Annotated in this window: 18 protein-coding genes; 9 read left to right on the forward strand and 9 right to left on the reverse strand. The window is 73.8% G+C overall.

The features are described from left to right. Positions 1-174: 174 nt before the first annotated feature. The 6 genes from EDF20_RS08655 to EDF20_RS08680 all read right to left on the reverse strand — a co-directional run bounded on the left by EDF20_RS08655 (position 175) and on the right by EDF20_RS08680 (position 3,570). A complete protein-coding gene (locus EDF20_RS08655) occupies positions 175-780 on the reverse strand; it encodes a hypothetical protein (RefSeq protein WP_133738385.1) in 606 nt (201 codons plus the stop codon). Then, positions 777-1,358: a DUF6286 domain-containing protein gene (locus EDF20_RS08660; RefSeq protein WP_133738386.1), complete on the reverse strand. Its 582-nt coding sequence runs from the start codon at positions 1,356-1,358 to the stop codon at positions 777-779. Before EDF20_RS08660 ends, EDF20_RS08655 begins: the two co-directional genes overlap by 4 nt. Then, positions 1,355-1,708, reverse strand: a complete 354-nt coding sequence (locus tag EDF20_RS08665) for a hypothetical protein (RefSeq protein WP_133738387.1) — start codon at positions 1,706-1,708, stop codon at positions 1,355-1,357. Before EDF20_RS08665 ends, EDF20_RS08660 begins: the two co-directional genes overlap by 4 nt. Continuing rightward, entirely contained in the window at positions 1,705-1,893 is a 189-nt protein-coding gene (locus tag EDF20_RS08670) for a DUF2273 domain-containing protein (RefSeq protein WP_123547931.1), read from the reverse strand. The genes EDF20_RS08665 and EDF20_RS08670 overlap by 4 nt, the downstream gene beginning before the upstream one ends. Next, positions 1,893-2,321, reverse strand: coding sequence for an Asp23/Gls24 family envelope stress response protein (locus EDF20_RS08675; RefSeq protein WP_123547932.1), 429 nt, complete (start codon positions 2,319-2,321; stop codon positions 1,893-1,895). The genes EDF20_RS08670 and EDF20_RS08675 overlap by 1 nt, the downstream gene beginning before the upstream one ends. A 199-nt stretch (positions 2,322-2,520) precedes the next feature. Then, positions 2,521-3,570 (reverse strand): helix-turn-helix domain-containing protein, encoded by a 1,050-nt coding sequence (locus EDF20_RS08680; RefSeq protein ID WP_133738388.1) that lies wholly within the window; start codon positions 3,568-3,570, stop codon positions 2,521-2,523. 125 nt (positions 3,571-3,695) lie between these two features. Here EDF20_RS08680 and EDF20_RS16185 point away from each other — a divergent pair, with 125 nt between their 5' ends. The 6 genes from EDF20_RS16185 (at position 3,696) to EDF20_RS08710 (ending at position 10,106) form a co-directional block, all read left to right on the forward strand. Further along, on the forward strand, positions 3,696-4,478 hold the full coding sequence (locus EDF20_RS16185; RefSeq protein ID WP_347876496.1) for a sigma-70 family RNA polymerase sigma factor: 783 nt from the start codon (positions 3,696-3,698) through the stop codon (positions 4,476-4,478). Then, positions 4,475-5,128 carry a hypothetical protein gene (locus tag EDF20_RS08690; RefSeq protein ID WP_133738389.1) on the forward strand — a complete coding sequence of 218 codons (654 nt, stop codon included), beginning with the start codon at positions 4,475-4,477 and terminating at the stop codon, positions 5,126-5,128. Before EDF20_RS16185 ends, EDF20_RS08690 begins: the two co-directional genes overlap by 4 nt. After that, a complete protein-coding gene (locus EDF20_RS08695) occupies positions 5,125-5,520 on the forward strand; it encodes a hypothetical protein (protein WP_133738390.1) in 396 nt (131 codons plus the stop codon). Before EDF20_RS08690 ends, EDF20_RS08695 begins: the two co-directional genes overlap by 4 nt. Positions 5,521-5,694: 174 nt before the next feature. Then, positions 5,695-7,905 (forward strand): NADP-dependent isocitrate dehydrogenase, encoded by a 2,211-nt coding sequence (locus EDF20_RS08700; protein WP_133738391.1) that lies wholly within the window; start codon positions 5,695-5,697, stop codon positions 7,903-7,905. Positions 7,906-8,118: 213 nt separating this feature from the next. Then, the gene (locus tag EDF20_RS08705; RefSeq protein ID WP_133738392.1) at positions 8,119-9,336 is read left to right on the forward strand and encodes a Gfo/Idh/MocA family oxidoreductase; all 1,218 of its coding nucleotides are present in this window, start codon (positions 8,119-8,121) and stop codon (positions 9,334-9,336) included. Next, on the forward strand, positions 9,333-10,106 hold the full coding sequence (locus EDF20_RS08710; protein WP_133738393.1) for a ThuA domain-containing protein: 774 nt from the start codon (positions 9,333-9,335) through the stop codon (positions 10,104-10,106). Before EDF20_RS08705 ends, EDF20_RS08710 begins: the two co-directional genes overlap by 4 nt. Positions 10,107-10,137: 31 nt before the next feature. Here EDF20_RS08710 and EDF20_RS08715 read toward each other — a convergent pair whose 3' ends face one another. Continuing rightward, the gene (locus EDF20_RS08715) at positions 10,138-10,656 is read right to left on the reverse strand and encodes a GNAT family N-acetyltransferase (RefSeq protein ID WP_133738394.1); all 519 of its coding nucleotides are present in this window, start codon (positions 10,654-10,656) and stop codon (positions 10,138-10,140) included. A gap of 64 nt (positions 10,657-10,720) precedes the next feature. Between EDF20_RS08715 and glsA the strand changes: the two genes are divergently transcribed. The 3 genes from glsA (at position 10,721) to EDF20_RS08730 (ending at position 14,200) form a co-directional block, all read left to right on the forward strand. Beyond that, positions 10,721-11,716: a glutaminase A gene (gene glsA, locus EDF20_RS08720; protein WP_243833423.1), complete on the forward strand. Its 996-nt coding sequence runs from the start codon at positions 10,721-10,723 to the stop codon at positions 11,714-11,716. An 89-nt stretch (positions 11,717-11,805) separates the two neighbouring features. Continuing rightward, positions 11,806-12,378, forward strand: a complete 573-nt coding sequence (locus tag EDF20_RS08725; RefSeq protein WP_133738395.1) for a YdeI/OmpD-associated family protein — start codon at positions 11,806-11,808, stop codon at positions 12,376-12,378. A 268-nt stretch (positions 12,379-12,646) separates the two neighbouring features. Continuing rightward, positions 12,647-14,200 carry an Ig-like domain-containing protein gene (locus EDF20_RS08730; protein WP_133738396.1) on the forward strand — a complete coding sequence of 518 codons (1,554 nt, stop codon included), beginning with the start codon at positions 12,647-12,649 and terminating at the stop codon, positions 14,198-14,200. A gap of 217 nt (positions 14,201-14,417) precedes the next feature. Here EDF20_RS08730 and EDF20_RS16055 read toward each other — a convergent pair whose 3' ends face one another. Together EDF20_RS16055 and EDF20_RS08740 are read right to left on the reverse strand one after the other, a co-directional pair. Then, positions 14,418-14,870, reverse strand: coding sequence for a class F sortase (locus EDF20_RS16055; protein ID WP_243833424.1), 453 nt, complete (start codon positions 14,868-14,870; stop codon positions 14,418-14,420). A gap of 257 nt (positions 14,871-15,127) precedes the next feature. Beyond that, the gene (locus EDF20_RS08740; RefSeq protein ID WP_243833425.1) at positions 15,128-15,871 is read right to left on the reverse strand and encodes a CHRD domain-containing protein; all 744 of its coding nucleotides are present in this window, start codon (positions 15,869-15,871) and stop codon (positions 15,128-15,130) included. Positions 15,872-15,918: the final 47 nt, after the last annotated feature.

The raw sequence follows: 15,918 nt of genomic DNA on the forward strand, positions 1-15,918 counted from the left end.
GGGGGTCCGGAGTCTGGGGGGAGCGCCGGTGGCTGCTCCCGGGCGTCGAGGTCGACGTGGTGGCCGAGGAAGGCCTGGCGGTCGAGTCGACGCGGGCGTCCCGGGCGGGACGCGGACGGCCCCCGCCCTCGTGCGAGAGCGAGGGCCGTCCGGGGTGGTGCGGGTGGAGCGGCGTCAGTCGAGGCGCGTGGCCGACGACATCTGCGTGCGGAGGCCGCCGTTGATCTGCACGACCACCGGGGTGACCCTGCCGAGCAGCTCGTCCCAGCGGACGACGGCCTCGTCGACGGCGCGACGGAGGTCGACTGGCGAGGCGCCGCGGCGGGCGTCCACGGTCACGCGGAGGACGTTCTCGCCCTTGACGCGGAACGCGACGACGTCGGCGGCGAGGACGCCCGGCGTGTTCGACAGGGCCTCCTCGAGCACGTTCGCGGCGACCTTCGCGTCGACGACCACGTGGCCGCCGGTCGGCGAGTGGCTGCCGTCCGACTCGGAGAGGTCGAGCAGCGTGCTCGTGCGGCCGCCGCCCTGACGGACGATGAACGCGACGAGCAGGACGATCAGCACGGCGCAGACCGCGGCCGTGACCCAGAGGATCCAGACCTGGCCGCCCGAGAGGGCGTCGGTCACCGGGCCGGTCGCGTCGGACGCGCCGTCCGAGACCGTCTGCTGGACGTCGGGCCAGAGTGCGCCCACCGCGACGGCAGCGCCGGCGAGGAGGAGCACGAGGCCCACGAGGAACACGACGAAGCGGTTGAGCCCGCGGTTGGTGTCGTTCATCGACCGACCTTGCCCTTCTTCTTGGACAGCTTCACCCGAGGGCGGAGCGCCGGGGTGTAGTCGTAGCCGGAGATCTCGTCGCGGACCGCCTCCTCGATGCTGCGGAGGTCGGCGGTGCGTCCCGTGACGGGGTCGATCTCGACCAGCGCGACCTTCTTGCCGACGCTGACGCTCACCCGGTCGGGGTGGACGTCGCCGGCGAAGCTGGCGGTGCGGGCGAGAGAGCGAGCGATCACCCGGTCGTCGACGACTGCTGCGGTGCGGTCGGCACCGGCGGCACGGCGTCCGCGGCGCCCGGGGGCGAGCGACACGACGATCAGCACGAGGCCGACGATCGCGACGACGACGCCGATCGCCGTGAGCGCGCCGACGGGGGCGCCGGCTGCTCCGAGGACGGCCGAGGCGGCGTCGGCGGGAGCGACCAGGAGGGGTGCGGTGCCGACGGCGGCCAGGACGGACTCGGTGCCGATCCAGGCGAACACCAGGATGAGCAGCACGGCCAGGGTCACGGCGATGCCGGACCTCGACGAGTGCGTCTCCCGGCGGAGGATGCGGCGGTAGGTGGTGCTGGTGCTCATGAGACCCGCCTCCTCTGGCTGAGCTCGGCGCCGGTGATCTGCAGGTCGACGCGTTCGACTTCGGTGCCGGTGAGCTTTAGGACTCGCTCCCGGATGGTGGACTGAGCCGACGTGAGCCGGTCCAGCAGGGTGCCCGACGCGCGGTTCGGCAGGCCGAGCGGCGTGATGCGCACGGGCGCCTTGGCGACGAGGGTGAGCCCGCCGTCACGGTCGGTCAGCTCCACGGACACGTCGGACGCCTTCGCGTCCAGTGCCTCCGCGGTGACGGCCGACACCACACGGCGCACGGCGCGCGACGTGATCACGGTGCGGCCGTGGGAGGCCTGGTCGGCCGTCACCGCCGCGGTCACGAGGACCGCCGCCCGCGGAGGGCGTCCGCGACACCGCGGACGTCCAGCTTGCCCTCGGTGAAGCGGCCGACGAAGTAGCCGATCACGATCGCGAGGGCGACCAGGAGGAGGCCTCCGAAGCCGAACTGCAGGGCCGCCAGCGCGAGGACCGCGCCGACGAGCATGCCTCTGTTCGTCGCAGTCATTACTGGACGCGGCTGTCGTCGGAGTCGTTGTCGTCCTCGGAGGGGATGTACACGTCGGAGACGGTGACGTTGACCTCGGTGACCTCCATGCCGACGACCTGCGAGATGGCGTCGGTGACGGACGAGCGGACCTCGTCGGCGACCTGCTGCAGGTCGACGGGGTACTCGGCGACGATGACGATGTCGGCAGCGACCTGCTTCTCGCCGACCTCGACCGAGACGCCCTGGCCGCGGTCCTGCTGGTTGATGGCGTTGCGGATCGCGCCGATGGCACGGGCGGCGCCGTTGCCCAGGTCGTGCACGCCGGGGACCTGGCGGGCGGCGATGCCGGCGACCTTCGAGACGACGCCGTCGGCGATCGTGTTCTTGCCCGCAGCGTCGGAGGTGTGCTTCGCGACGGAGTTGGTGGCGGGGGCGACGTTGGTCATGTGGTGCTCCTCAGTTCGTGGTGTGCGTGGGTTGTTCGTGTGGACGACCTGGTGGTCGTCCGGGGCCCCGGTGTGGGACTCATCATTCAGACGCATCGAGAGCTGGCGGTGTCACGGTCGGTCAGCTTGCTCTCAGCATCCGGGGAGGCGGCGCTCGTTTTCTGGACGAGGGCCGTCGCCTCCCTGGCTGGGGGAGGCCCTAGCGGGCCAGGGTGTCGCGGGGGTACTCGCCGAAGCGGGCCAGGTAGGCGGCCGAGAAGCGGCCCAGGTTGCCGAAGCCCCACCGCCGCGCCACCTCGGAGACGAGCGCCTCGCGGGGCGACGCGTCGAGCAGCTCCCGGTGGGCGCGGTCGAGCCGCACCTGCCGGAGGTAGCTGGTCGGCGACATCCCGAGGTGCGTGCTCATGGCCTGCTGCAGCGTCCGCGTGTGCATGCCGACGGCGTTCGCCACGTCCGCCGGCGTGATGGCCTGGTCGGCGTACGCGTGGACGTACTCGGCGGCTTCGCGGAGCCGGGCCGTGCGCGGCGTGCGGATGCTGCGCGGCACGTCGACGGCGCGCCACGGGAACAGGTCGAGCATCGCCCGCGCGAACGTGAGCTGCCCCTCGAGGCGGGTCAGCGGGGGGACGTCCTCGTCGACGACGGCCGCCGTGGCCCCCGAGACGCTGATCCGCCAGGCCGTGAGGGCCTCGGCCGACAGCGTCGGCCCGGGCTGGAAGAGGACGCGCTGCGGCGGACCGCCGTGCCGCTCGGTCGCGACCTGCTCGAGGAACTCCGCCGAGGCGTGCACCAGCGAGTTGCGGTGCGGCGTCAGGGTGAACGAGAACGACGTCTCGGCCGGCAGCAGGAACGGCTCGCCGCCGATGCTCGCGAACGAGCCGCCACGGCTGGCGAGGGTGCCGCTGCCGTGGCGGAACCACGACATGACGTACTCGGTCGACCAGGGCACCTCGCCCTGGAGGTGGCCCGTGATCGTCGAGGTGCGCAGGCTCAGCCGGTCGTCGCCGGCCGACGCGTAGCGCCAGCGGAACGGCTCGGTGCTGGTGCGGACCCGGAACCGGCGACCGCCGTAGAGCTCCTCGAGCCGGGCGGCGGCCTCGCCGAGGTCGTCGCCGCCGTCCTCGGAGCGGACGTGGCGGCGGGGGGAGTCGTCGTGGGCGGCGGTGATCGCCCGGTCGGCGGTCGTGGGGGCGTCGGCGTCGGTGGTGGGTCGCGCCGTGGTGACGGGTCCTGTGCTCGTCGTGGTCATGCGTGGTCCTCTCGGTGCTCTGCCCTGCTGCGCGCGCCTCCTGGTGAGGGGCTCGTGCACCTCCAAGACGTCCGCCGAGGCGAGAACGTCACAGATCCACAGGACATGAAGGATCTTCGATACTCGTGACGGGATCGACGGGTCGAGGAGGTGCCCCAGAACGGGGGCAGAACGCTCACGTCGACGGTGCAGGCCGGTGCCCGCCCACTCGGTCAGCGGCCAGTGCTGGGCGCCCGCTCCTCGCGCGGTGGCATCCTCGGAGGCGCGACGGCCGTGACCTCGGCCGCAGGGCCGAGCTGGAGGAGGACGACATCTCCGGCACCGCGACGCCCGACGAGGCCCCCGGTCCCGAGCCCGTCGTCGACCCGCTCTCGTCCGCGACCGACGCGACCCTCGCGGTCCGCGCCCGCGACGGGGACGTGCACGCGTTCGAGGTCGTCGCCCGCCGGCACGGCCCGCTGATGCGCGTCTACGCCGGCCGCCTGCTCGGCACCGACCTCGAGTCGGACGACGTGGTGCAGGACGCGTTCCTGACCGCCTGGAGGCGCCTGTCCGACCTCGAGGACCCGTCCCGCCTGCGGCCCTGGCTGATGCGCATCGTGAGCAACAAGAGCATCGACCGGCTCCGCGTGCGCCGCGACCACGACGACATCGACGCGCACGACGCCCCCGCGTCCCGCGCCGCCGCCCCGGACCGCGTCGTCGAGTCGCGGCTGCAGCTGGACGCGATGTGGACCGCCCTCGACAAGCTGCCCCTCGACCAGCGACGGTGTTGGCTGTTGCGGGAGACCGGCGGCTGGTCGTACGCGGAGATCGCCGAGGCCCTGCAGCTCCCCGTCTCGACCGTGCGCGGACAGATCGCCCGTGCCCGCAAGTTCCTGCTCCACGAGATGGAGGCCTGGCGATGAGCGACCACGACGACGACGCGCGCGTGCCGGGCGCGCCCAGCGTGCCAGGCGTGCCGGGCGTGCCCCCGCAGCCTGCGGACCAGGACGAGCTCGTGGACGGCCGCACCCTGGACGAGCTCGAGGACTACCTCGACAGCGGCCGGACGCCCCGGGACCCCGGCATCGAGGCGAGCGCCGAGTGCCGCCTGACGCTGCGGGCCCTGGAGCGGGTCCGCGGCCTCTCGCTGTCGGTGCTCGAGGACGAGGCGTCGCGCCTGCCGTCGCGTGACGACACCTGGATCGCCGGGCTGATCGACTCGATCAAGGCCGAGGTGGTGGGCGGACGTGACATCCCCCTCCGGCACCCCGACCCCGGCGTGCGCCTCGGCGTGACCGAGGCCGCGGTGCGCGGGCTGCTGCGGCAGGTCGGCGACGCCGTCGACGGGGTCGTCGTGCGGTCGAGCGAGCTCGACGGCGACGTCACGGAGGTGGACGCCCCGATCGAGGTGACCCTCACGATGACCGCGCGGTACGGCGTACCGCTGCGCGAGGCTGCCGGCGCCCTGCGCGCGGCGGCGGTCTCCGCGCTCGCGCTGCACACCGAGCTGCGGATCGCTGCCGTGCACGTCGTCGTCGACGACGTGTGGCTGGACGGGGGAGGCGCGTCATGAGCACCGAGGACCGAGCGGGCGACCAGCACCACGGCGCGCACGACGACGGGGCCGCGGCCGAGCTGGACGACCTCTCGCTCGACCTGACCGACGCCCTGCGCGGGGTCGAGGGCGTCGTCGAGGTGCTCGACGCGCGGCCGGTCGTGGTCGCCGCGATCACCGCCGTGGCAGACGGCATCGACGGCGGCGGCCCCCGCGGCCTCGTGGACGTCGTGCGGACCGGGGGAGTGCTGACTGTCGCCGCCTCGGTCGCCACCGACGTCGGCCAGGCCACGCCGGAGACCCTGGCCCGCGTCGCCGCGGTTCTGCGCGACCGGGCCGGGGGCGGCTCGGGCGCCGAGGTGGTCGTGTCGGTGACCGCGCGCGTGATCGAGCCGCCGCTGCCTCGCTGAGCCGGCCCGCGCCTCCTGCGGTCGTCCTCTGCGCCTCCTCGAGGGTCTCGCGTCCCCGTCGCCCGCCCCTCAGCGGACCGTCGGAGGGGGCATGTATCTTGATGTCGAGAGACCCCCGCCGAGTACCGTGGGGGCGACCGCACGCACGCGCGACACCAGAGGAGCACCTGCCGCATGGCCACGATCATCTACACGCTCACCGACGAGGCGCCGATGCTGGCGACCTACTCGTTCCTGCCCATCGTCCAGGCGTACGCCCGCACCGCGGGGGTCGACGTCGAGACCCGCGACATCTCGCTGGCCGGACGCATCATCAGCCAGTTCCCGGAGCGGCTCACCGACGAGCAGCGACAGGGCGACGCGCTCGCCGAGCTGGGGGCCCTGGCGAAGACGCCCGAGGCCAACATCATCAAGCTGCCGAACATCTCGGCGTCGATGCCGCAGCTGAAGGCCGCCGTCCGCGAGCTGCAGGGCCAGGGCTACGACCTTCCCGAGTACCCGGACTCGCCCTCGACCGACGAGGAGCGCGACGTCAAGGCCCGCTACGACAAGGTCAAGGGCAGCGCCGTCAACCCGGTGCTCCGCGAGGGCAACAGCGACCGCCGTGCGCCGCTCTCGGTCAAGAACTACGCGCGGAAGCACCCGCACCGCATGGGCGCCTGGACCGCCGAGAGCAAGACGAACGTCGCGACCATGGGCGTCGACGACTTCCGCTCGAACGAGAAGACCGTCGTGCTGCCCGCCGACGACGTGCTGCGCATCGAGCACGTCGGCGCCGACGGGTCGACCACCGTGCTGCGCGAGTCGATCCCCGTGCTCGCCGGCGAGGTCGTCGACGGCACGGTGCTGCACGTCCCCGCGCTGCACGAGTTCCTCGCCGCGCAGATCGCCCGGGCCGAGGCCGAGGGCGTCCTGTTCTCGGTGCACCTCAAGGCCACGATGATGAAGGTCAGCGACCCGATCCTCTTCGGCCACGTCATCCGCGCCTTCTTCCCCCAGGTCTTCGAGAAGTACGGCGACGACCTGCGCGCCGCCGGTCTCGACCCCGCCAACGGCCTCAACGGGATCCTGCAGGGCCTCGCGTCGCTGCCGAACGGCGACGAGATCCGCGCGGCCTTCGACCAGGGCATCGCCGACGGGCCCGACCTCGCGATGGTCGACTCCGACAAGGGCACGACCAACTTGCACGTGCCGTCCGACGTGATCGTCGACGCCTCGATGCCCGCGATGATCCGCACCTCGGGCCACATGTGGGGCCCCGACGGCGAGGAGCACGACACGCTCGCGGTCATCCCCGACTCGAGCTACGCCGGCATCTACCAGGCCGTGCTCGACGACTGCCGCGCGAACGGCGCCTTCGACCCCGCGACGATGGGCTCCGTGCCGAACGTCGGCCTCATGGCGCAGGCCGCCGAAGAGTACGGGTCGCACGACAAGACCTTCGAGATCCCCGCCGACGGCACCGTCCGCGTGCTGAACGAGGCCGGCGACGTGCTGATCGAGCACGAGGTCGCCACCGGCGACATCTGGCGCGCCTGTCAGACGAAGGACGTCCCGATCCGCGACTGGGTCAAGCTCGCCGTCACCCGCGCCCGTGCCAGCGGCACGCCCGCCGTCTTCTGGCTCGACGAGACCCGCGCCCACGACGCGACCCTGATCGGGCTCGTGCGCGGCTACCTCGCCGAGCACGACACCGAGGGCCTGCAGATCGAGATCCTGTCGCCCGTCGACGCGATGGCCTTCTCGCTCGAGCGGATCCGCCGCGGCGAGGACACGATCTCCGTCACCGGCAACGTGCTGCGCGACTACCTGACCGACCTGTTCCCGATCATGGAGCTCGGCACCTCGGCCAAGATGCTGTCCGTCGTGCCGCTGATCAACGGCGGCGGCCTCTTCGAGACCGGAGCCGGCGGCTCGGCGCCGAAGCACGTGCAGCAGCTCGTCGACCAGGACTACCTGCGCTGGGACAGCCTCGGCGAGTTCCTCGCCCTCGCGGTCAGCTTCGAGCACCTCGCCACCTCGACCGGCAACGCCCGCGCCCAGGTGCTGGCCGACACCCTCGACCGCGCGACCGGCACGTTCCTCGACGAGAACAAGTCGCCCGGCCGCAAGCTCGGCTCGATCGACAACCGCGGCAGCCACTTCTTCCTCGCGAAGTACTGGGCCGACGAGCTCGCGACGCAGACCGACGACGCCGAGCTGGCGTCGGCGTTCTCGTCGCTCGCGGCGACCCTCGGCGGGCAGGAGGAGACGATCGTCTCCGAGCTGATCGCCCCGCAGGGTACCGCCGTCGAGATCGGCGGGTACTACCACCCGGACGCCGCCGCGACCGAGGCCGTGATGCGGCCGTCGGCGACGCTGAACGCGGCGCTCGCGACGCTGTAGCAGCGCGCGGCCGCGGCTCCTTCCGCACATGCCGACCGTGAGGGTCCGACACGCCACGTGACGAAGAACGTGAGCGGCGTGTCGGCCCCCGCCGGTCGGTATTTGCGGTCCCCGCGGCTGTGTACGGTGGAGGGGATGGCGCTGCGTCGCGTCCGTCGGACGGCCGCCGGACCAGCACGCACCGCGAGCAGCGCCGCACGACGAGAGGGAACGATGACGTCCGACCAGACCAGCCCGACCGACACCGCAGAGCTGCGAGTGGGGGTGATCGGCCTCGGCTTCGCCGGATCGACCCACCTGGAAGCGTTCTCGTCCCTGCCGGGCGCCCGGGTCGTCGCGCTCGCGGGCCAGGAGGAGGCTCGCCTGCACGAGCTCGGCAGCGCCTACGGCGTCGAGCGCCTCGTCGCCGACTGGGAGGACGTCGTCGCCATGGACGACCTGGACGTCATCTCGATCGGCGTCCCCAACGCCCTGCACCACCCGATCGCGATGGCGGCCCTGCGCTCGGGCAAGCACGTCTTCTGCGAGAAGCCCCTCGCGACCACCGGCGACCTCGCCGCCGAGATGGTGCGTGCGGCACGCGACGCCGACCGCGTGCTCGAGGTCGCCTACAACCACCGGCGCCGGGCCGACGTGGCCTTCCTCGCCGACTGGCTGGCCGACGGCCCGATCGGCGACGTCTACCACGCCCGCGCGAGCTGGATGCGGCGGGCCGGCGTGCCCGGCATGGGCTCGTGGTTCACGAACAAGGAGGCGTCCGGCGGCGGCCCGATGATCGACCTCGGATCGCACGTGCTCGACATCGCCCTGCACCTGCTCGGCGAGCCGCGGGTGACGAGCGTGTCCGCCGTCGCCTACGGGGTGCTCGGCGCCGCCGGCCGCGGCGGCCGGGTCTACGGCGTCTCGTCGGCGCCCACCGGGTCCGCCTTCGACGTCGAGGACTTCTCCAGCGCCCTGCTCCGTCTCGACGACGGCGGCAGCCTGCAGCTGCAGGCGTCGTGGGCCTCGTACTCCAAGGTGCACGAGGACATCGAGGTCGAGCTGCTCGGCGCCACCGGCGGCGCGCGCCTGCACGTGGACGACTACGCGACCGACGGCACGCTCACCCTCTACTCCGACGTGCTCGGGCAGCCCGCCGAGACCCGGCCCGCCGTCCACGTGCCGGCCGGGCACCACCGCACCGTGATCGAGGGCTTCATCGCCTCGGTGCGGTCGGGGGCGTCGGCGCAGCCGGGCAGGCAGTCCGCAGGAGGCGCGGCGCCCGCGGGCGGCGAGGCCCAGTACCAGGGCCGGTACGGCGAGTACGCGCTGCACCGCAGTCGTGTCGTCGACGCGATCTACGCCTCGGCCGAGCAGGGCCGCGAGGTCGAGGTGCCGCAGGACGACGTCGACGCGGGCGTGCGCACCGACTCCGAGGAAGGCGTCCGATGAGCGACGTCACGACCGGCACGACCGGCACGACCGCCCGGACGCGGGTCGTCGTCTGGAACGAGAACGTCCACGAGACCCGGGGTGACGAGACGGTCGCCCGGAACTACCCGCACGGCATCCACGGTGCCGTCGCCGACGGCCTCGTCGAGCTGCTCGGCGACGAGGTCGACGTCTCGACGGCCACCCTCGCCGATCCCGAGCACGGCCTCACGGAGGAGCGTCTCGCCGCCACCGACGTCCTGCTCTGGTGGGGGCACATCGCCCACGACCAGGTCGCCGACGAGGTGGTCGAGCGCGTCGTGCGGCACGTGCAGGCGGGCATGGGGCTGATCGTCCTGCACAGCGGGCACTACTCGAAGCCGTTCACGCGCCTCCTCGGCACCACCTGCTCGCTGCGTTGGCGGAACGAGGCCGAGCGCGAGCTCGTCTGGACGGTGGCGCCGACGCACCCGATCGCCGAGGGCGTGCCCGACCCGCTCGTCATCCCCGAGCAGGAGACCTACGGCGAGTTCTTCGACATCCCGACGCCGGACGAGCTGATCTTCCTGTCGACGTTCACGGGCGGCGAGGTGTTCCGCTCGGGAGCGACCTGGCGGCGCGGGCTCGGCAAGCTGTTCTACTTCTCGCCCGGCGACCAGGAGTACCCGGTGTACCACCAGCCCGAGATCCGGCGGGTGCTGGCGAACGGGGTGCGCTGGGCGCGGCCGACGCAGGCGCGACGCGACCTGACCGCCGACATGCACCCGCGCGGCTGGTTCGAGGAGGGCTGAGGAGGCGCGGGCCGGGGCGGCCGGGACCGGCTCAGTCGCGCTCGGCGAGCGACCGGCCGAGCGACACCGTCTCCGGCTCGTCCGCGTAGTGCCCGTAGGCGGGGATCGGGGCGTAGCCGACCGACTCGTAGAGCCGGATCGCCTCGGCGTGCACCGTGTTCGTCTCGATCACCATGTCGACGACCCCGGCTTCGCGGGCCGACTGCTCGAGCCAGCGCAGCACGAGCCGGGAGAGCCCGCGCCCCCGCTGGTCGGGTCGCACGAACATGCGCTTGAGCTCGGCGCGACCGTCGGGCAGGAGGCGCCAGGCACCCATCGCGACCGGTGTCGGTACGTCGTCGGCCGGGCTCGCGGCCGTGTCGCCCGCCGGGTCGTAGGCGACCGCGAACGTGCCGCGCGGCAGCTCGAACTCGGACCGGTCGATGGGGCTGTCGTCGCGTCCGCCGTACAGCTCGACGTAGAGCTGCTGCAGCCCCTCGACGAGCTGCTGCACGTCGGGGTGGTCGTACGGCAGGGCGCGGATCTCGACGGCGTCGTGCGGGGTGCTCACCTGCCCAGTCTGGCCGATCGCGCTCGGCCGGGCCCGGAGGAGGGCGACGCGGGAGGATGGGCGGGTGACCGATCCCGACCCTTCGACCCGCGCCTCCTCGGCCGCTTCCCCGCGACGAGCCGGCGGAGCGCGCGACGACGACCTGCACGAGAGGCTGGCCGCGCTGCTCGACGGCGTCCGCGACGTGGGCGGCGGCGAGGTCGACGACAGCGTGCCGCAGCTCGCCGAGGCGGACCCGGGCTGGCTGGGCGTCGCGCTGGCGCGGCCCGACGGCTCCGTGACGGCGGCGGGCGACGCGCGGCAGGCGTTCTCGATCCAGTCGGCGGTCAAGCCGTTCCTGTTCGCCCTGGCGCTCGCCGACACCGACGGCGCGGCGATCGACGCGGTCGGCATCGAGCCGACGGGCGAGGCCTTCGACGCGATCAAGCTCGAGGTCGGCACCGGCCGTCCGCCGAACCCCATGGTCAACGCCGGCGCCCTGCTGACCGCCGCGCTCGTCGACGGCGGCGACGCCGACGGCCGTGCCGAGCGGATCCTCCGCGGCCTCGTCGCCTTCGCGGGCCGTGAGCTCGAGGTCGACGACGACGTCGCCGGCTCGGAGATGCTGCTCGGCGACCGCAACCACGCCCTGGCGCACCTGATGCGCTCGGAGGGCACCCTGCACGTCGGGGCCGACGACGCCGTCTCGGCCTACGCCCGGGCCTGCGCGGTGCTCGTCGACGCCGAGGCGCTCGCGGTCATGGGCGCGACGCTCGCCCTCGGCGGACGCAACTCGGTGACGGGCGAGCAGGTCGTCTCGGCCGCGATCGCCCGCGACGTCGTGTCGGTGATGGCCACCTGCGGGGTCTACGACGGCTCCGGCCGGTGGATGCGGGAGGTCGGGGTGCCCGCCAAGTCGAGCGTCTCGGGCGCCCTCGTCCTCTCGGTGCCGGGACGCCTGGGGGCTGCGTCGTACAGCCCGCCGCTCGACCCGCTCGGCACCAGCGTCCGCGGGGCCGCGCTGATGGAGGGGCTCAGCCGCGAGCTCGGGCTGCACTCGTTCGACACCGAGCGTGGCTGAGCCGCTGAGCCGCTGAGCCGCTGAGCCGCTGAGCCATCGAGCTGCGGCGACCGTCGCGCCCTGTCGGCGGTCGCGGCTACCCTCGCTCCATGGTCAGCGTCTCCGACAAGCCCGTGCTCGACCTCACCGTCGAGCAGTGGCGCGAGTGGCTGGCCGCCACCGACGACGTCGTCGGCGTGCGCCTCAAGCTCCGCAAGAAGACGAGCAGCGCCCCCGGCATGACCTGGTCCGAGGCGCTCGACGTCGCCCTCTGCCACGGCTGGATCGACGGGCAGGGCGCGCGGCTCGACGACGACTACATGCTGACCGCGTTCCAGCCGCGACGACGGAACAGCCCGTGGTCGCAGATCAACCGCGAACACGTCGCGCGCCTGGTCGAGGAGGGGCGGATGCAGCCGGCGGGGCTCGCCGAGGTCGAGCGCGCGAAGGCCGACGGCCGGTGGGACGCCGCGTACCGGCAACGCGACGCGGTCGCGCCCGACGACCTGCAGGCCGCGCTCGCCGCCGACCCGGCCGCGGCCGCGTTCTTCGCCGGCCTGACGAAGACCGAGCGGTTCCGGGTGTTCTTCCGGCTCGCGTCGATCAAGACGCCGGCGGTGCGGGCGGCCCGCGTCCGCGACGTCGTCGAGAAGGCGGCCCGCGGGGAGCAGCACTACCGCTGACGGCGGGGCATGTGCGGGTCGGAGCCGAGCACCCGTGCACTCATCCGCGCCTCGGCGGCCACCCGCCGCGGGTGGATTCCACGTCGATACGGGTGAGCATCGGACGACAGACGAGCCCGTCCCCCCGTCCGGGGGGTTAGATTTCATCGTCCCGCGGCAGCAGCTGCGCCGAGCCCCACCCGAACGTCTCGTCGGCCACCCACCGGCGTGTCCACGGGCTCGTCGCGCCGCCGCCACACCCGAGCGGGCCCCGACAGAGAGCACCCGAATGCCCAGAACCCGTGGGATCGTCGCCGATCCGCGTCTCCTCCCGAACCCGACCCTCCTGCAGGAGGCGCCCGTCGCCTCCTCGTCCCCGCACCGGCCTCGTCGCCGTGCGGGCCTCGCCGCCGCGATCGCCCTGACGCTCGCCACCGGGGGACTCGCCCTCGGCGTCGTCGCTCCGGCCTCCGCCGCCGAGTCCGTCGCCGCCGCTGCGGCCGTCGCCCCGACGCCGGGCACGAACCTGCCCGGCGCCGTGACCGACATCGCCGTCACGCCGACCGCGCCCGAGCAGGGCGCCCAGGTCACGACGACGCTCGACTTCACCGTGCCGGCCGACGCCGTCGCCGGCGACTCGTTCACGGTGCAGCTCAGCCCTCGCCTCAAGGACCTGCCCGAGACGTTCCCCGTGATCGATCTCGAGAGCGGCGCGGTCGTCGCGAACGCCGTCGTCGTGAAGACGGCGGCCTCGAACGGCGCACCCGCCGGCATCCGTCTCGTGGTGACCTTCACGGACTTCGTGCAGACGCACATGAACGTGAGCGGCTCGGCCTTCATCGAGTCGTCCTTCGACTCGACGACGACGCCCTCGGGAGTCACGTCGCCCTTCACCTCCGTCGTCGACGGCGGCGCGACCTTCACCACCCAGGTCACGCCCGTCGGGCCGGTCGGCAGCCACCTGAACGCCTCGAAGTACGGCGTCTTCACCCGGGCCGACCAGGGGCGCACGAACCCGCTGGGCGCCCTCGAGTACCGCATCGACACGCCCGTCGGCCCGTTCGCCACGGCGACGACGACCGACACCCGTCCGGCAGGCCAGACCTGGACCTTCGCCTGCGGCTCGCTGAGCTTCCAGGACCGCCAGGCCGACGCCCGCGGGCTCTACGTGGCGGGCTCGTCGAAGCCGCTCGCCGTCCCCGCCGCCTCCGTGACGTGCACCCCCGGCCAGGTCACGGTGACGTGGCCCTCGGCGCCGGCCGGGCACTTCTACCGCCTCGTCGCCCCGGTCGACTTCGCCGCCGCCACGGGGACGGGCGCGGCGCAGAGCTTCTCGAACAGCGCCGTGACCGTGCTCGCCCGTACCGAGGGCGCGGCCCCCCAGTCGTTCCCGGCCCAGTCGGTCACCCGTCAGGCCAGCGCCGGAGGCGAGGCCGACGGCACCGACCTGCCCCCGGTCGTGACGCCGCCGGTGACCACGCCGCCGGTGACGACGCCGCCGGTGACGACGCCGCCGATCCCGACGCTGCCCGCCGGGACGAACCCCACCGTCGAGGTGCCGCCCGTCACGACCACGCCCGTGACGACCACGCCCGTGACGACCACGCCCGCCGCGACCACGCCGGTGACGACGACTCCGGCCGCGACCGCCGTCACCCCGGTGACGCGTGCGACGCCGGCCGCCGCCTCGCCCACGCGCCAGCCGTCGTCGCCGAGCTCGTCCGACTCGTCGCTCGCGTTCACGGGTGACGAGCCCCTCGCGCCGGCCCTGATCGCGCTGCTCTTCGCCGCGGTCGGGACGGCGCTCGTCGTCACGGCGCACCGTCGGGCGCGTCGAGGCTGAGTCCGCAGGAGGTGCCCCTAGAGGGATGCCGGAGGGCCGGGTCGCATGCGCGGTCCGGCCCTCCGCCATCGGTGGGGGCATCGTGCGTCGGCGCCTGTCCCCTGCCGAGGGCGGGTCATCCGCGTCGAGGGCGGGTCCGCGCTGACCCGCCCTCGACGACGATGACCCGCCCTCGACGGTGCCGGAGGCGGCACGGCGCCGCGGGCAGGCGACCCGCTCAGGCGGCGGGCGACGCGAAGACGACGCGGTTCTGGTCGTAGTGGCCCGACCCCGGGTCGAACACGCCGCCGCAGGTGATCAGCCGCAGCTGGTCGGTCGGCTGGGCGCCGAAGACCCGGGCGGTCGGGAACTCCGCCTTGGGCACGTCGACGACCTCGTCCACCACGTAGCGCACCGCGGTGCCCTCGACGGTCGTCACGGTCACGTCGTCGCCCGGCACGAGCTCCGAGAGCCGGAAGAACACCGCCGGCCCCGACGTCGAGTCGACGTGGGCGGCGATGACGGTCGGTCCGAGGCCTCCCGGACGCCCGCCTCCCGTGAACCAGCCGACCTCGTCGGCGTCGTCGGGCACCTCCATGGCGCCGGTCGAGGCGATGCCGAGGCCGATCAGGGGCTCGTCGAGCTCGATGGCCGGAACGGCGACGCGGGCAGGCTCCGCTCCGGTCCCCACGGCGGGCGCGGGTGCGGGCGCGGCCGGCGACGGTGTCGCAGGAGGTGCGGGGGAGGAGGGCGCATCGCTCGCCGCCGCCCCGGGAGGGCTCGACGCCGCGGGGTCGGCCTCGCTCGACGCGCACCCCGTCAGCACGAGGACGGCGGCGAGTCCCAGACCGACGGCGACTCTGCGGCCGCTCCGGCCCCCGCCGAGGCGCGCCGCACGGGCGGCCCCCCGCAGGGGACCGCCCGTCCGACGCGCACCGGCCCGAGGGGTCATGCGCGTGCGGCGGCCCGACGGCGCAGCACGAGACCGGTCGCGCCGACGAGCACGAGCCCGCCGACCGCGGCGGCGCCCACGAGCGCGCCGCTGTCCGTGCCGGACGAGGCCGACGTGCCCGCGGCGACGGCCGAGGCCGCTCCGCCGGCGCCCGTGTCGACGCCGCCGACCGGCACCTGGGTCAGCTGGCCGCGGACGACGCCCGCGGCGAAGGAGGCCGTGTGCGAGTCGCCGGTGAAGCCGGCCGGGTTCGCCTCGATCTGCGCGAGCGTGAAGCCGGTGCCGGTGTCGGCCCCCGCGTCGTTCGTCACGCCGGTTGTGAAGGGGCCCTGGAGGCAGCCGCTGGCCTCGCGCACGCCGTCGCCGTCCGCGTCGGTCGGGTTCGGGAACGAGATGCGCGGCGGGCCGGGCTGGCCGGCCGCGGCCTGGTGGATGTGCGTCGCCGTCTTCGCCGGGCTCTGGTAGTCGCCCGTCACGCCGGTCAGGGTGATGTCGTAGCAGATCACCTCGGTGTCCGAGTTGATCCGGAAGTCGAAGGTGCCGGTGGCCCCCGGCTCGCCGGCGACGGCCACGCCGTCGTTGTTGATGACCTGGTCGGGCGTCGCCATGACGGTGAACGCGCTGGTGAACGAGCTGGGCTCGGGCACGGTGGTCTCGGCCGCGGCGGGCGCGGCCACGATCAGGGTGGCGGCGGCCGCGGCCGCGCCTCCGATGGTCAGGTGTCGGACGGAACGCTTCATCGTCATGCTTCCTCTGCCTCTCGTGGACGCCGGCCCGTCGGGGGCGG

It is taken from the genome of Frigoribacterium sp. PhB116 (genome assembly GCF_004364285.1).
In the GTDB taxonomy this organism is placed as follows: Bacteria; Actinomycetota; Actinomycetes; order Actinomycetales; family Microbacteriaceae; genus Frigoribacterium.

Bases quoted from the DNA above. Each gene is read 5' to 3' on its own strand.
- EDF20_RS08655 (WP_133738385.1), bottom strand. From the start codon at position 780: ATGAACGACACCAACCGCGGGCTCAACCGCTTCGTCGTGTTCCTCGTG.
- EDF20_RS08660 (WP_133738386.1), bottom strand. From the start codon at position 1,358: ATGAGCACCAGCACCACCTACCGCCGCATCCTCCGCCGGGAGACGCAC.
- EDF20_RS08670 (WP_123547931.1), bottom strand. From the start codon at position 1,893: ATGACTGCGACGAACAGAGGCATGCTCGTCGGCGCGGTCCTCGCGCTG.
- EDF20_RS08675 (WP_123547932.1), bottom strand. From the start codon at position 2,321: ATGACCAACGTCGCCCCCGCCACCAACTCCGTCGCGAAGCACACCTCC.
- EDF20_RS08680 (WP_133738388.1), bottom strand. From the start codon at position 3,570: ATGACCACGACGAGCACAGGACCCGTCACCACGGCGCGACCCACCACC.
- EDF20_RS08690 (WP_133738389.1), top strand. From the start codon at position 4,475: ATGAGCGACCACGACGACGACGCGCGCGTGCCGGGCGCGCCCAGCGTG.
- EDF20_RS08695 (WP_133738390.1), top strand. From the start codon at position 5,125: ATGAGCACCGAGGACCGAGCGGGCGACCAGCACCACGGCGCGCACGAC.
- EDF20_RS08700 (WP_133738391.1), top strand. From the start codon at position 5,695: ATGGCCACGATCATCTACACGCTCACCGACGAGGCGCCGATGCTGGCG.
- EDF20_RS08705 (WP_133738392.1), top strand. From the start codon at position 8,119: ATGACGTCCGACCAGACCAGCCCGACCGACACCGCAGAGCTGCGAGTG.
- EDF20_RS08710 (WP_133738393.1), top strand. From the start codon at position 9,333: ATGAGCGACGTCACGACCGGCACGACCGGCACGACCGCCCGGACGCGG.
- EDF20_RS08725 (WP_133738395.1), top strand. From the start codon at position 11,806: ATGGTCAGCGTCTCCGACAAGCCCGTGCTCGACCTCACCGTCGAGCAG.
- EDF20_RS08730 (WP_133738396.1), top strand. From the start codon at position 12,647: ATGCCCAGAACCCGTGGGATCGTCGCCGATCCGCGTCTCCTCCCGAAC.
- EDF20_RS08740 (WP_243833425.1), bottom strand. From the start codon at position 15,871: ATGAAGCGTTCCGTCCGACACCTGACCATCGGAGGCGCGGCCGCGGCC.